The sequence below is a fragment of the Roseateles sp. P5_E1 genome (genome assembly GCF_054049335.1).
In genome coordinates, this window is the sequence record NZ_JBFUMN010000001.1 from 152716 (window position 1) to 166535 (window position 13820).

Sequence of the window (13820 nt, forward strand, 5' to 3'; positions counted from 1 at the left end):
ATGGACTCCCGCTTGAAAGCTCCGGAGACCGCTGCCCAGTGTGCGGCCCAGGAAGCAGCACTCGTGCTCGAGCGCCTGACCGCGGCTGACGCCATGGGAATCGGGCAATCCATCCTCGCGCTGGCGCAGCAGTGGTTTGCGGCCCGGCCCGTGGCCATTCACCTGGAGACCGACGAGCATCCTCTGTTCGTCTATTTCATGGATGGCACGGGCGCAGGCAACGCGGACTGGATCACCAAGAAGAAGAACGTCGTTCGCCGGTTCGGCCACAGTTCATGGCGGGTTCGGCTGGAGTTCCTCGAACGCCAGGCCAATTTCCATGCGGAATCCGGCCTCGACCCCACCCTCTTCCAGGCCGAAGGCGGCGCCTTGCCCCTGGCGGTGCACGGCAAGGGCCGAGTGGGGACCTTGATCGTTTCGGGCCTCGACGGGTGGGAAGACCATGCGCTTGCGGCAGGTGGACTGGCGCTTTGGAGCAGCCAGTAGGTAGTAACGACCTCGCAAGTTGCGGGTATGCGTTGGGATTCACTGCATTCGCCCTTTCCGACGGGCTCAAAGCCGAATAGCGCCGAATCGGGACATGACAATCCCCGTCCATGGACATGCAGCGACCACCGGCTGAAATTCAGTGGCGACAGGCCATTGAGGCGGGTGAGCTTGGCGTGTGGGACCTCCGCCTTGAGCTTGAGACCGTTCACCATTCACCCCAGTGGAAACAGCAGCTCGGTTATCCCGAACCGTACAGCGCCGACAGCACCCACTTCTGGCGCTGCAGGGTCCATCCTGCCGACCTTGAAGGCATGCTTGCAGCCATGAGCGCGCACGCCCGGGGCAGCCAGCCCAGCTACGAGGCCAGATTCCGCCTGCGCAGCAATGGCTCGGGGTATCGCGTCGTCCATTCGCGCGGCCGGGTCATCGAGCGCAACGCCGAGGGCCGGGCGGTGCGCATGGTCGGGACCATGATTGACCTGACCGAACGCCCATTCACGCCCCAGGGCGGGTTGGCAGACGGCCACCGCGGCTTGATGGAGGGTTTGCCGCTGGTGCTGCCGTTTCACCTGCTGCTGAGCGTCGACCGGTCAGGTATCGACAGCGCCGATGCAGAGCGCGCTGCGCTCGCGCTTGAGCGGGATCGGGTGCTCGGCATGGTTGAAGACCTGCTGCAGGCCTCCATGGCGCAACTTGAGAGCCTGCGCACTGTGTAGAGACGCGCCTGGCAAGGCCGCTCAGCGCAAGCGAGCATCCAGCCAGCTGAGCACGCGCAAGTCCTGGAAGTAGCTGCAGTGATGCGTCGTCGCGCTGTCGACGACGAGATCGTTGGGCTGGTCGAAGATCAGTTCGGCGCCGCAATCAGGCACCCATCGCCGTGGGTCACCCTCATCGCGACGACGAACGCACTCTCGCGTTGGAAGGCGGACCGCGAAACCCCTCAGTTCTGAATCGACAACTGATCGCCCAGATAACCGATCACTCGCTCATCGCGGAAGTAGTTGGTGTGATGTGTGGTCGGGCCCACGCCGAGGGCTTCGAAAGTGATGTTGCCGCCCTCGCCCAGGCGAAACATCGAGTCCACGTCCACCACCAGGTCGTTGGGGCCGGGGAACACCATGTCGGCCGCACCGTACTTGACCTGGTCGCCGATGTGGCTGAAGCGCCGCCAGAACTTCCAGATCGGCTGAGCGCTCTCGTCGGGCTGGAAAGACGCGCCGATGCCGGACATCTGGGGGCTGCTGAGCCAAGGCGCGGCAAACAATTGCCGCACATCGTTGTTGTTCTTGACCAGCTGCTGCGTCGCGAGGCCCGGCACCAAGCCCACCGCCGCGTCGACGATGGGCGTGGTGCTGCCCAGGTGCAGCACCTTGCCGAAGATCTTGGCCAGCAGCGAAACGCCCTCGGCAAAGGGCACGATGCCCGTCGCATGCTTGCTGAGCGTCGACACGGCATCGGCGTAGCTGGCGATCATGTCGAGGGCTGCACGAAGCTTGTCCGGCGCGGCCAGGCTGGTGCCCACCAGCGGCGACGCCACGAAGATCACCCGCTCCACCGGCACGGCGCGCAGCCGCATCAGCCAGCCCACGACCAGGCCGCCCCGGCTGTGGCAGACCACGTCGATGGGCGCGCTGACGTCCTGCAGGGCGCTGTGCAGATCGAGGGCGTTGGACCAGGCCGCCACGGACAGGGTGGCGTGGCCAAACGCCAGGATGGCGCTGTACTTCTGCTGCCAGCCGGCGAGCAGCTTCTTGCCGGCGTCGGTGGCCTGCAGCTCGTCGAACCACATCTGCGACTTGCTGAAGGTGCCATGCACCAGCAGCAGCACGCGGCCCTTGTCTATCCTGGGCTGGGCGTCGTTCACCAGGCGGCCGTCCTGCCAGCGCTGCATGCCCTTGTCGGGCGTCAACCAGTCATCGGCCGCGATCAGCTTGTCGGTGACCGCATTGGCACCGAAGTCGTTGAAGCGAAAGCTTTGCACGACGTCGTCCGGCGCCACGCGAATCGACCGGTAGGAGCGCCGCCCCGTGCCGCCGGGCGTGGTCGGCGGCGAATAGACCCAGCGCAGCAGGCCGTCCTCGTCGCGCACCAGCTCGACCTTGGCGCGGCCATCGGCGTCGCGCGCCGCGGCGCGCCGGCGGCGCTGGCCGATGGGCAGGGTGCTGACCTCGGTCGGCTCCTCTTCGAGCACCAGACGGGCGCTCACGTCGGCCCAAAGTTGGTTACCGCTCATGGCCTCTCCTCCACGATGGGCAGGGGCGTGATGCCGCTCATGCGCGCCGTCACGACGTCCAGCACCGAATGGAAGTCCTCCGCTTCGGACAGCGCATCGATGCCCGCCTCCACCGCCTCCACGAAACCGCAGTGCTCGGTCAGCCGCACCGTCTCGATGGGCACCAGGCGCCGCGCGCGGATCAGCTGCCTGACCTCGCGGTAGGGGGCATTGCCGATCGCCTGCCAGGCATAGCGCTGCAGGCTGGCGGAGGAGTTGCGATCCGCGGCGCCGGCCATGGCGCCATGCGCGCCATCGCCGCTGACCGCCAGATAGTCGGCCTGGAAGCTGTTGTGCCGCCAATAGCCCGGCAGCGCATGGCCGTTGAGCAGGAAGATGACCGGGTAGACGTCGATCAGCTCCAGGCAGGCGGCAAACAGCAGGGCCAGGTCGATGCAGGTGCCGGCCCGCGCACCGAGGATGGTGCTGGGCGTGCGCAGGCGCTGCGAATCGAGTTTGCTGCTGTACGACGGCGGCGGGTTGATATAGCCGAGCCGCCACTCATGCAGCAGGGCGGCCCAGATCGCCTGCACCTGCAGATCGACCTCGCGCAGCTGCTCTTCGTCGGTGCTCGGCGCGGCCTGATAGCCCTCGAAACCGGCGCTGGGGTTGTCGCGCAGGATGCGCACATAGCGCTGTGCCAGTTCCACCGCGCTGACGACGGCCGGATCGCGCGGCAGCACGAAGGAGGGCAGCCACTGGCCGTCCTTGTCGTTGTCGCGCCACTGGTCCACCGGCAGCAGGCGCAGGCGATGGCTGTCGCGCGTCAGCACCTTGTCGTTGTGGCTGAGCTGGACCATCAAGGTGCTGTTGACCGCTTCCTGCAGCGAACGCATCAGCGCAGCCGTCAGCGGCACGTGCACCTCGTTGCTCAGGTCGAAGCGCGTCTCGCCGGCCACGAAGCGCTTGCGCCAGCGCGCCTGTTCGGGCCCGAGCTGCAGCTCCACGTCGACGCTCAAGCCATCCTCGGGACTGGCGTTGCCGCGCTCCACGACGATCTCGCTGAACAGGCGCCCGTTGTTGTGCAGTACCGCGTAGTTGAGCTCCTTCTCGGGCTTGGCCAGCAGGCGCGGCGGCGTGTCGGCATCGCGCAGTTCAGCCGCGGCGGGTTCGCCCAGCGTGAATGCAGCCTCGTTCAGCGGCGCGCCCATCCACAGCGTGACGCCGGTGGCGCGCGTGGCTCTGGGCTCCTTGCGCGCGCGCAACCAGGCGCTCTCGAAGGCCAGCGGCAGGTTCCACACGGCCTGGTCGAGCTGGCCGTAGACCAGCTCGAAGAAGAAGTCCGCCAGCTGGTCCTCGACCGCGTCCTGGAAGCCCACGGCCGACAGGGCCGCGCGCTCGGCCACGATGAGGGCCGCCGTGCGCGCGGCCGAGTTTTCGAGGCTGAGGGAGACGAAATAGGCGCAGTGCTCGCCCCCCGCCCCCAGCGCCTCGGCCAGCCGCTGCGCACCGACGACGGCCGCGCCGCCGCTCTCGCCGGCCAGCAGCATGCCGTCGGGCACGCTGGCCTCCTTGGCCAGCACGTCGTCCAGCTGCATCGGGCCGAATTCGGCCTCCACAACTTCGCCGTTCGGCACCAGGTCGCGCAAGGCCTTCAGGCCGGCCAGATTGTCAAAGCCACTCAGATGGATGAGGTCGGGCTGGTGCGCCTTCACGACGTCGTGCAGTTGTTGCCAGCTCGGGTCTTTCAACTCCATCAGCTGGATGTCGCCCAGCGCGCGTTTGAGCCGCTTGGTTTCCGCGCTGAAATCCCAGGTCTGCCGCAAGCCGCCAGGTGCGCTCTGCACATAGAGCAGGCTGCGCTGCCCGGGCTTTTTCCACCGGGCCGGGGCCTTGGGCACCACTTCACGCATCACGGTGACGCGGTGGTTGTCCACATTGCGATAACGCCGCGTGGCCTTGGCCAGCAGATATTCCCAGGGAAAGATGCGGCCCTGCCAGCCCTCGCGTTCCGACGCGTAAGGCATGCGCACGACGACGCGCGGCGCGCGGGCAAGCGCCTCCAGGTCGGCGTCCTTCAGGCCAAAGCCCTTCAGCGTGCGGTTGGCCTGCTCCTCACGGCTGTTGCTGGCGTCACTCGAACTGAGCCAGCGTTCGCGTGCCCGCAGCACATAGGTCCAGCGCATGGCTTCGGTGTCGAGCCGGCACACGGGCACGCCCTCCTCGGGCTGGCCGCCCAAGGCGATCGTGCGGCCCGGAATGACCAAAGAGATCCGGGCCAGAACAGGATCAGTGCCTGCAGTCTTCGACATCACGCCTCCCAACATAGAGCCCCCAGACCTGTCACTACGCGACAGGCCCCCCAAGGGGGTCAAGCAAACTCGGGAGCGGCCCGTCGTTTGCTTGAGAGAGGCGTCATCCTATGTCGCCGGGCTGCGCCTCAGCGCCCTGATTTCTGGTTCAGACCAGCCCGAGGCTCTCTTCCAGACCCAGGTGGACGTTCATGCTCTGCACGGCCGCGCCGCTGGCGCCCTTGCCGAGGTTGTCCAGGCGGCTCATCAGCAGCACCTGGGTGTCGGAGGCGAATACGAAGAGGTCGACGCGATTGGTGTCGTTGCAGGCCTGCACGTCGAAGAAGCCGGCATCCAGCGCGGCCGCGTCGCGCAGCGGCTTCACGTTGATGAAACGCTCGCCCTGGAAGTGGGCGGCCAGCGCGGCATGGACCTGCTCAGGCGTCGTGCCGGCCTTGAGCTGGCTCAGGTGCAGCGGCACACTGACGGCCAGGCCCTTGTAGAAGCTGCTGACGATGGGCTGGAAGACCGGCGGCGTCGCCAGCCCCGTGTGGGCAGCCATCTCCGGCAGATGCTTGTGCTTGAGACCCAGGCCATAGGGCCGCGGCGCCTGCAGGTGGGCCGGCAAGGGCTGCTGCTCGTACTCGGCAATCATGCTCTTGCCGCCGCCCGAGTAGCCGGTGATGGACGTGGCGCTGATGGCGGCGTCCTTGGACAACAGGCCGGCATCCACCAGCGGGCGCACCAACAGGATGAAGGCGCTGGAATGGCAGCCCGGGTTGGAGATGCGCTTGCTGGCCTGGATGGCGCCACGCTGGCCCCTGGCCAGCTCCGGCAGGCCGAAGGCCCAGCCGGGCGCCGTGCGGTGGGCCGTGCTGGCGTCGATGAGGCAGGTACGGTCGTTGTTGACCATGAAGGCGGCCTCGCGCGAGGCTGCGTCGGGCAGGCACAGGAAGGCCACATCGGCGGCGTTCAGCAAACGCGAACGCTCGGCCGGGTCCTTGCGCTTGTCGGCGGCTATCTTCAGCACCTCGATGTCGCTGCGGGCCGCGAGGTACTCGTGAATCCGCAAACCCGTGGTGCCTTCCTGGCCATCCACAAACACCTTGAACGTCATCGCCGCTGCTCCAACCGCTGAAAATCGAACTGTGCAGGATAAGGGCAAACCATGAAATCTGAGCGTGTACTGCTTCTCCCGGGCTGGCAAAACTCGGGCCCGGACCACTGGCAAAGCCGCTGGGAGCGGCTGCATGGCGACGAGCGCGTCGAGCAGCACGACTGGGACTGGCCCCGCCGCGGCGACTGGATGGCGCGGCTGGACGAGGTGCTGCTGCAGGACGACGCGCCGGCCCTGCTGGTCGCCCATTCCCTGGGCTGCCAGCTCGTCACCGCCTGGGCCGAGCATTCCCAGCACGTCGGCCGCGTGAAAGGCGCCCTGCTCGTCGCCCCGCCGGACACCGAGCGCGCGGACATGCCGCCCCAGCTGCACAACTGGCGACCCATCCGCCGCCCGCGCCTGCCCTTCCCCAGCATCACCGTCATCAGCAGCGACGACCCCTTTGGCGCCGCCGAGCGCAGCACGCAGATGGCGGCCGACTGGGGCAGCAGTGTCGTCATCGCCGGGCCGCGGGGTCATCTGAACGCCGAATCGGGCCTGGGCGACTGGCCCGAGGGACGGGAACTGCTGGAAAGCCTCGGCAAGCGCTGGAGCGGCGACGGGCCGCTCCCGAGCCGCTCCGCACCCCCTCGGGGGGCCTGACGCAAAGCGGCAGGTTTGGGGGCGCCCATTCATCGACAATCCGCCCCCATGGTCACGAAGAAACCCAAAGGCCTCGGCCTCGGCCTGGAGGCCCTGCTCGGCCCCAAGGTCAGCGAAGCGCCCGCCACCGACTTGCCCTCCACGCTGAAGCTCGAACAGCTGCAGGCCGGCAAATACCAGCCGCGCACGCGCATGGACGAGGGCTCGCTGTACGAGCTGGCCGAATCGATCAAGGCGCAAGGGATCATGCAACCGATCCTCGTGCGCCCGATCTCACCGAACGGGAGCGCGACCTACGAGATCATTGCCGGCGAGCGGCGCTTCCGTGCGGCAAAACTTGCCGGCCTGCGCGAGGTGCCGGTGCTCGTCAAGGCGGTGCCCGACGAATCGGCCGCCGCGATGGCGCTGATCGAGAACATCCAGCGCGAAGACCTCAACCCGCTCGAGGAAGCGCAGGGCCTGAAACGACTCACCGACGAGTTCGGCCTGACACATGAGCAGGCGGCCCAGGCGGTCGGTCGTTCGCGGAGCGCGGCCAGCAATCTGCTGCGGCTGTTGAACCTTAGCGCGCCGGTGCAGAACATGCTGATGGCGGGCGACCTCGACATGGGCCACGCCCGCGCGCTGCTGCCGCTGGATGGCGCCACGCAGATCACCACGGCCAGCGAGATCGCGGCCAAGAAGCTCAGTGTGCGTGAGGCCGAAAAGCTGGTCGCCAGGCACCAGGGCGCCGGCCGCCAGGCGCCGCTGCTGCGCGTGAAGAGCGACAAGAGCCGCGACGTGCTGCGGCTGGAAGAAGAGCTGGCCGACGCTTTGGGCGCGACCGTCGAGGTGCGCGTGAAGAAGGCAACGAAGCGTGGTGCTCAGAGCGGCGAACTGGCCATCCATTTCGACTCGCTCGACGCCCTGTCCGGCATCCTCGACAAGCTGCGCGGCGCCTGAGCAACGCAGGCTGCGATGCAATGCGGCGGCGTCTGACAAGACGCTGCCGGCAGGCGCTCAACACTAGGTGCGCAGTAACGATGCCCGCGTGGTCCAACAAGGATGGTGATGCATCCGTGACGCGCGCCACTCTCGCTACAGTTCTTCACCGACAGCTTTGTCTGCGGCCCGCCACAAGCCCCCCGGGTTCGTGTGGTTTGCCCGAAAAGTGCCAGGTCTTGCCCAAACTGCGGGCGTATGCTGGCCCGGCACCCTGTCAACGGAAAACTGCGTTGGTTTGTTGGTGGTCGTGTTGATGGGCAGATAGCGGCTTATTCTTGAGATTGACGAGCGGTCGGCGGCGCCAAGCTGCTGATCAAGCGAGTGGAGAGTTCTGATGACGCCTTGCAGTTGAGGCGCGATCAGAACCCCCCAGTCCCTCGGGCACGGATCGTGCCTGCGGCCCTGTGGAGTTCAAACCGCAGGAGGTCGGCATGGACGTCATCAGCCATTTCGCAGCGCGCTTCGAGCGCAGCAAGGTCGAGGAGCTCTCGCTGGAGGACTACCTCGCAGAGTGCAAGAAAAACCCACTGGCCTACGCCACGGCTGCCGAGCGCATGCTGCAGGCCATCGGCGAGCCGCAGATGCTCGACACGCGCAACGACCAGCGGCTGTCGCGCCTGTTCGCCAACAAGACCATCAAGATCTACCCGGCCTTCGCCGAGTTCTATGGCCTGGAAGAGGCCATCGAGCAGGTCGTCTCCTATTTCCGCCATGCCGCGCAAGGGCTGGAAGAGAAGAAGCAGATCCTCTACCTGCTCGGGCCCGTCGGCGGCGGCAAGAGTTCCATCGCCGAGCGGCTCAAGCAGTTGATGGAGCATGTGCCCTTCTACGCGCTGGCCGGCTCGCCGGTGAATGAGTCGCCCCTCGGCCTCTTCGACCTCATCGAGGACGGCCCGCTGCTGGAGCGCGACTACGGCATCCCGCGCCGCTACCTGAACCGTGTCCTCAGCCCCTGGGCCGTCAAGCGCCTGGACGAGTTCGGCGGCGACATCCGCAAGTTCAAGGTCGTCAAGCGCTTCCCCAGCGTGCTCAAGCAGCTCGGCGTGGCCAAGACAGAGCCGGGCGACGAGAACAACCAGGACATCAGCTCGCTGGTCGGCAAGGTCGACATCCGCAAGCTCGAAACCTATGCCCAGGATGACCCCGACGCCTACAGCTACAGCGGCGGCCTGTGCCTGGCCAACCAGGGCCTGCTGGAGTTCGTCGAAATGTTCAAGGCGCCCATCAAGGTGCTGCACCCGCTGCTGACCGCCACGCAGGAAAGCAACTACAAGGGCACCGAGGGCTTCGGCGCCATCCCCTTCGACGGCATCGTGCTGGCGCACAGCAACGAGAGCGAGTGGAAGACCTTCCGCAACAACAAGAACAACGAGGCCTTCCTCGACCGCGTCTACATCGTCAAGGTGCCCTACTGCCTGCGCGTCAGCGAGGAGGTCAAGATCTACGAGAAGCTGATCCGCGGCTCGTCGCTGTCCGAGGCCAAGTGCGCACCGGGCACGCTGAAGATGATGAGCCAGTTCGCCGTGCTCACGCGCCTGAAGGAGCCGGAGAACTCGTCGCTGTATTCCAAGATGCAGATCTACGACGGCGAGAACCTCAAGGACACCGACCCGCGCGCCAAGAGCTACCAGGAGTACCGCGATTACGCCGGCGTTGACGAAGGCATGAGCGGCATCAGCACGCGCTTCGCCTACAAGATCCTGTCCAAGGTCTTCAACTTCGACTCGGCCGAGGTGGCGGCCAACCCGGTGCACCTGATGTATGTGCTGGAGCAGCAGATCGAGCGCGAGCAGTTCCCCAAGGAGCTGGAAGAGAAATACGTCAGCTACATCAAGGAACAGCTGTCGCCGCGCTATGCCGAGTTCATCGGCAAGGAAATCCAGACCGCCTATCTGGAGAGCTACAGCGAGTACGGCCAGAACATCTTCGACCGCTACGTGACCTATGCCGACTACTGGATCCAGGACCAGGAGTACCGCGACACCGACACCGGCGAGGTCTTCGACCGCGCGTCGCTGAACGCCGAGCTCGAGAAGATCGAGAAGCCGGCCGGCATCTCCAACCCCAAGGACTTCCGCAACGAGATCGTCAACTTCGTGCTGCGTGCGCGCGCCAACAACGCGGGCAAGAACCCGCTGTGGACGAGCTACGAGAAGCTGCGCACCGTCATCGAGAAGAAGATGTTCTCCAACACCGAGGAGTTGCTGCCTGTCATCAGCTTCAACGCCAAGGCCAGCGCCGAGGACGCCAAGAAGCACGAGAACTTCGTGCAGCGCATGGTGGACAAGGGCTACACGGCCAAGCAGGTGCGGCTGTTGTGCGAGTGGTACTTGAGGGTGCGCAAGAGTTCCTGAACGCAACCGGCCACTGCTGATGTCGCTTCAACAGATCATCGACCGGCGCCTCTCCGGCAAGAACAAGTCGATCGGCAACCGCGAGCGCTTCTTGCGTCGCCATAAGGAGCAGATCCGCGAGGCGGTGAAACGCGCGGTCGATGGCCGTGGCATCCGCGACATGGAGCGCGGCGAGGATGTGCACATCCCCAAGAAGGACCTGAGCGAGCCCGTCTTCGGCCATGGCGACGGCGGCGTGCGCGAGGTTGTGCGGCCAGGCAACCAGGAGTATGTGAAGGGCGACCGCATTGCCAAGCCCAAGGGTGGGCAGGGCGGTGGCGGCGGAGGCGGCGAGGCCAGCGACACTGGCGAGGGTGAGGACGACTTCGTCTTCCACCTCAGCAAGGAAGAGTTCATGCAGGTCTTCTTCGAGGACCTGGCCCTGCCCAATCTTGCCCGCACGACGCTGGCCGACACGCCCGAGTGGCGCAGCCAGCGCGCCGGCTTCGTCTCCGACGGCACGCCCACCAATCTGCACGTCGTACGCTCGATGCGCGGCGCCCTGGGCCGGCGCATCGCGCTGGGCATGGACAAGCGCCGCGAGCTGCACGAACTCGAGGCCCGCGAGCAGGAGCTGCTGAAGGAAGACCGCCCCGAAACGCCGCGACTGCTGCTCGAAACCCGTGAGCGCATCCAGCATCTGCGCGAGCGCCTCAAGGCCATCCCCTTCCTCGACCCCATCGACCTGCGCTTCCGTGCCCGCGTGCGCATCCCGGTGCCGACGACGCGCGCCGTCATGTTCTGCCTGATGGACGTGTCCGGCTCCATGGACGAAGGCCGCAAGGACCTGGCCAAGCGCTTCTTCATCCTGCTCTATCTCTTTCTGACGCGGCACTACGAGAAGATCGACGTCGTCTTCATCCGCCACCACACGCAGGCGCAGGAGGTCGACGAGCAGAACTTCTTTCATGCGACAGAGACCGGCGGCACCGTGGTCTCCAGCGCCCTGGTGCTGATGGAGCAGATCATCAAGGAGCGCTACTCGCCGACCGAGTGGAATATCTACGGCGCCCAGGCCAGCGACGGCGACAACTGGCACCACGACAGCGGCCGCTGCCGCGAGCTGCTGGCCGACAAGATCCTGCCGCTGTGCCGCTACTTCGCCTATGTGCAGGTGGCCGAACCCGAACAGAACCTCTGGGAGGAATACCAGAAGCTCAGCGAGGACGCCCGCCACTTCGCCATGCGCAAGGCCGTCGAGGCCTCGCAGATCTACCCCGTCTTCCGTGAGCTGTTCAAGAAGGAAGGGGCCTCCACATGAGGACCGAGCGCCGGGCCGCTCCCAAGCCGGGCCACATCCCCTCGGGGGATCGGCCGACGTACTCGTTGGACGAGGGGCTGACATGAGCAGTAAAGAGGACCGCCGTCACCACGAGCGCCCGGCCAACCCGCCGGCCGGCATGCCCGACCGCCGCCAGCACCTGCCGCTGCGGCGCATGAAGCCGGTCGCCCAGCGCCCCAGCCAGCCCCTGCCCTCGCCCAATGACTGGAGCTTCGATCTCATCGACGAGTACCACACCGTCATCAAGAACACCGCCGAGCGCTTCGGCCTGGACACCTATGCCAACCAGCTCGAGGTCATCACCGCCGAGCAGATGATGGACGCCTATGCCTCCGTCGGCATGCCGGTCAACTACCGGCACTGGAGCTACGGCAAGGAGTTCATCAGCACCGAGCGCAACTACAAGCGCGGCCAGATGGGCCTGGCCTACGAGATCGTCATCAACTCCGACCCCTGCATCGCCTACCTGATGGAGGAGAACACGCTGGCCATGCAGGCCCTGGTCATCGCCCACGCCTGCTACGGCCACAACAGCTTCTTCAAAGGGAACTACCTGTTCCGCATGTGGACGGACGCCTCGTCCATCATCGACTACCTCGTCTACGCCAAGAACTACGTCGCCGACTGCGAGGAGCGCTACGGCGTCGATGCCGTCGAGACCCTGCTCGACTCCTGCCACGCGCTGATGAACCACGGCGTGGACCGCTACCGCCGCCCGGCCAAGCTGTCGCTCGCCGAAGAGCGCGCGCGGCTGAAGGACCGCGAGCAGCACGCGCAGTCGCAGATCAACGACCTGTGGCGCACCCTGCCCAAGAAGGCCGACCGCCCCGACGAAGCCGCCGAGAGCCGCCGCTTCCCCGACGAGCCGCAGGAGAACCTGCTGTACTTCATCGAGAAGAACGCGCCGCTGCTGGACCCCTGGCAGCGCGAGGTCGTGCGCATCGTGCGCAAGATCGCGCAGTACTTCTACCCGCAGCGCCAGACGCAAGTGATGAACGAAGGCTGGGCCACCTTCTGGCACCACCGCCTGCTCAACCAGATGTACGACGACGGCTACTTGAGCGACGGCATGATGATCGAGTGGCTCAAGTCCCACACCAACGTCGTCTACCAGCATCCCAACGCCAACCTCAACCCGTATGCGTTGGGCTTCGCGATGTACACCGACATCAAGCGCATCTGCGAGAACCCGACGGATGAAGACCGCGACTGGTTCCCCGACATCGCCGGCAGTGACTGGCTGCCCACGCTCGACCACGCGATGCGCAACTTCAAGGACGAGAGCTTCATCGGCCAGTACCTGAGCCCGAAGATCATGCGCGACTTCCGCCTCTTCTCCATCATCGACGACGAGGCCAAGAGCGAGTACGAGATCTCCGCCATCCACGACGAAGGCGGCTACCGCCATGTGCGCCAGGCGCTGGCGCGCCAGTACGACCTGTCCACCCGCGAGCCCAACATCCAGGTCTGGAACGTCAACCTGCGCGGCGACCGCTCACTGACTCTGCGCCACGTGCAGCACCTGAACCGCCCGCTGCACGACAGCGCCCAGGAGGTGCTCAAGCATGTCGGCCGCCTCTGGGGCTTTGGCGTGCAGCTGGAAAGCGTCAACACGCGCGGCGACGTGACCAAGCGCTGGAGCGTGCCGGCTCAGGTGGGCTGAGGGCTGAGGGCTGATACTCGCCGGCATGTTCCGGCTGCTCCTGTCTGCTGCCCTTGTCGCCACCGCGGCCTGGCCCGCCCATGCCGCTGGACTGAGCGAGCGCCAGGCCTGCCTCAAGCTGATCGGCACCGCCCGCGCCCTGCATCTGGCCGGCCCTAACAAGCGCGGCGACTACCGCTGCAAGCGCCACCCCACCGACGCCGACTTCGTCTTCACGCTGCGCTTCGACGGCCCCAAGGAGCCCAAGGACGCCAGCCATCTGCTGGGCCATTACGCCGTCGACAGGGCGACGCGCGAGGTCTACCAGTGGGATCTCACCACCGGCCAGCGCGGCGCGCCCCTCGTGCCGCCGAAAAGCAAGCGCTAACCTTCGTAGGTCCTGATCTCGATCAGGTGCTTGTTGGGGTCGTTGAAATAGAGCGTCGGCCCCGGCCCACGCGCACCCACCTCGCTGCCCGGCCCCGTGTTCGTACCCACGGAATCAAAGGTCGGCCCATAGCCCAGGCCCGCCGCCTTGATGCGCTCGAAGATGGTCTCGAACTCGGCGCGGGTCACTGCAAAGGCGTAATGCTCGAAGCCCGGCGTGCCCCAGGGGGCGAGCTGCAGCTGGCAGTCCGGCCCAGCCTTGATGACAGTGAAGGGACCGTCGCGGCCGGCATCGGTGAAGCCCATCACGTCGACGTAGAAGCGCACGCTGGCGTCCAGGTCGTTGACTTTGAGGATCAGGTGGTCGAGTGTGGGCATGCG

The 13820-nt window shown here is 66.2% G+C and carries 13 protein-coding genes; 8 read left to right on the top strand and 5 right to left on the bottom strand.

What is annotated here, in order from left to right:
• Both ACXJKJ_RS00785 and ACXJKJ_RS00790 read left to right on the top strand, forming a co-directional pair.
• Nucleotides 1–486, top strand: a complete 486-nt coding sequence (locus tag ACXJKJ_RS00785; RefSeq protein WP_457388543.1) for a heme-binding protein — start codon at nucleotides 1–3, stop codon at nucleotides 484–486.
• A gap of 110 nt (nucleotides 487–596) precedes the next feature.
• Nucleotides 597–1205, top strand: coding sequence for a PAS domain-containing protein (locus ACXJKJ_RS00790; protein ID WP_457388545.1), 609 nt, complete (start codon nucleotides 597–599; stop codon nucleotides 1203–1205).
• Between the two features lie 21 nt (nucleotides 1206–1226).
• On the opposite strand, the gene ACXJKJ_RS00795 is transcribed toward ACXJKJ_RS00790, so the two are convergent.
• From ACXJKJ_RS00795 to argC, 4 genes are all read right to left on the bottom strand, one after another.
• Complete coding sequence (locus tag ACXJKJ_RS00795; RefSeq protein ID WP_457388547.1) at nucleotides 1227–1358, bottom strand: hypothetical protein; 132 nt, start codon at nucleotides 1356–1358, stop codon at nucleotides 1227–1229.
• Nucleotides 1359–1429: 71 nt separating this feature from the next.
• Nucleotides 1430–2722: an esterase/lipase family protein gene (locus tag ACXJKJ_RS00800; protein ID WP_457388548.1), complete on the bottom strand. Its 1293-nt coding sequence runs from the start codon at nucleotides 2720–2722 to the stop codon at nucleotides 1430–1432.
• A complete protein-coding gene (locus tag ACXJKJ_RS00805; protein ID WP_457388550.1) occupies nucleotides 2719–5013 on the bottom strand; it encodes a hypothetical protein in 2295 nt (764 codons plus the stop codon). The genes ACXJKJ_RS00800 and ACXJKJ_RS00805 overlap by 4 nt, the downstream gene beginning before the upstream one ends.
• A gap of 148 nt (nucleotides 5014–5161) precedes the next feature.
• On the bottom strand, nucleotides 5162–6109 hold the full coding sequence (argC, locus tag ACXJKJ_RS00810) for an N-acetyl-gamma-glutamyl-phosphate reductase (protein WP_457388552.1): 948 nt from the start codon (nucleotides 6107–6109) through the stop codon (nucleotides 5162–5164).
• Nucleotides 6110–6160: 51 nt separating this feature from the next.
• Here argC and ACXJKJ_RS00815 point away from each other — a divergent pair, with 51 nt between their 5' ends.
• From ACXJKJ_RS00815 to ACXJKJ_RS00840, 6 genes are all read left to right on the top strand, one after another.
• Nucleotides 6161–6751, top strand: coding sequence for an RBBP9/YdeN family alpha/beta hydrolase (locus tag ACXJKJ_RS00815; protein ID WP_457321548.1), 591 nt, complete (start codon nucleotides 6161–6163; stop codon nucleotides 6749–6751).
• 48 nt (nucleotides 6752–6799) lie between these two features.
• Nucleotides 6800–7693 (top strand): ParB/RepB/Spo0J family partition protein, encoded by an 894-nt coding sequence (locus ACXJKJ_RS00820; protein ID WP_457321550.1) that lies wholly within the window; start codon nucleotides 6800–6802, stop codon nucleotides 7691–7693.
• Between the two features lie 473 nt (nucleotides 7694–8166).
• Complete coding sequence (locus ACXJKJ_RS00825) at nucleotides 8167–10089, top strand: PrkA family serine protein kinase (RefSeq protein WP_056192487.1); 1923 nt, start codon at nucleotides 8167–8169, stop codon at nucleotides 10087–10089.
• Between the two features lie 19 nt (nucleotides 10090–10108).
• Entirely contained in the window at nucleotides 10109–11389 is a 1281-nt protein-coding gene (locus ACXJKJ_RS00830) for a YeaH/YhbH family protein (RefSeq protein WP_056190957.1), read from the top strand.
• Nucleotides 11390–11528: 139 nt separating this feature from the next.
• A complete protein-coding gene (locus tag ACXJKJ_RS00835; RefSeq protein ID WP_457389013.1) occupies nucleotides 11529–13073 on the top strand; it encodes a SpoVR family protein in 1545 nt (514 codons plus the stop codon).
• 25 nt (nucleotides 13074–13098) lie between these two features.
• Nucleotides 13099–13440: a hypothetical protein gene (locus tag ACXJKJ_RS00840; protein WP_457353287.1), complete on the top strand. Its 342-nt coding sequence runs from the start codon at nucleotides 13099–13101 to the stop codon at nucleotides 13438–13440.
• Here ACXJKJ_RS00840 and ACXJKJ_RS00845 read toward each other — a convergent pair.
• Nucleotides 13437–13817 carry a VOC family protein gene (locus tag ACXJKJ_RS00845; protein ID WP_056190962.1) on the bottom strand — a complete coding sequence of 127 codons (381 nt, stop codon included), beginning with the start codon at nucleotides 13815–13817 and terminating at the stop codon, nucleotides 13437–13439. The two genes, ACXJKJ_RS00840 and ACXJKJ_RS00845, sit on opposite strands and share 4 nt — an antisense overlap.
• Between the last annotated feature and the right edge of the window lie 3 nt (nucleotides 13818–13820).

Bases quoted from the DNA above. Each gene is read 5' to 3' on its own strand.
- ACXJKJ_RS00785 (WP_457388543.1), top strand. From the start codon at position 1: ATGGACTCCCGCTTGAAAGCTCCGGAGACCGCTGCCCAGTGTGCGGCC.
- ACXJKJ_RS00790 (WP_457388545.1), top strand. From the start codon at position 597: ATGGACATGCAGCGACCACCGGCTGAAATTCAGTGGCGACAGGCCATT.
- ACXJKJ_RS00800 (WP_457388548.1), bottom strand. From the start codon at position 2,722: ATGAGCGGTAACCAACTTTGGGCCGACGTGAGCGCCCGTCTGGTGCTC.
- ACXJKJ_RS00805 (WP_457388550.1), bottom strand. From the start codon at position 5,013: ATGTCGAAGACTGCAGGCACTGATCCTGTTCTGGCCCGGATCTCTTTG.
- argC (WP_457388552.1), bottom strand. From the start codon at position 6,109: ATGACGTTCAAGGTGTTTGTGGATGGCCAGGAAGGCACCACGGGTTTG.
- ACXJKJ_RS00815 (WP_457321548.1), top strand. From the start codon at position 6,161: ATGAAATCTGAGCGTGTACTGCTTCTCCCGGGCTGGCAAAACTCGGGC.
- ACXJKJ_RS00820 (WP_457321550.1), top strand. From the start codon at position 6,800: ATGGTCACGAAGAAACCCAAAGGCCTCGGCCTCGGCCTGGAGGCCCTG.
- ACXJKJ_RS00825 (WP_056192487.1), top strand. From the start codon at position 8,167: ATGGACGTCATCAGCCATTTCGCAGCGCGCTTCGAGCGCAGCAAGGTC.
- ACXJKJ_RS00830 (WP_056190957.1), top strand. From the start codon at position 10,109: ATGTCGCTTCAACAGATCATCGACCGGCGCCTCTCCGGCAAGAACAAG.
- ACXJKJ_RS00835 (WP_457389013.1), top strand. From the start codon at position 11,529: ATGCCCGACCGCCGCCAGCACCTGCCGCTGCGGCGCATGAAGCCGGTC.
- ACXJKJ_RS00840 (WP_457353287.1), top strand. From the start codon at position 13,099: ATGTTCCGGCTGCTCCTGTCTGCTGCCCTTGTCGCCACCGCGGCCTGG.
- ACXJKJ_RS00845 (WP_056190962.1), bottom strand. From the start codon at position 13,817: ATGCCCACACTCGACCACCTGATCCTCAAAGTCAACGACCTGGACGCC.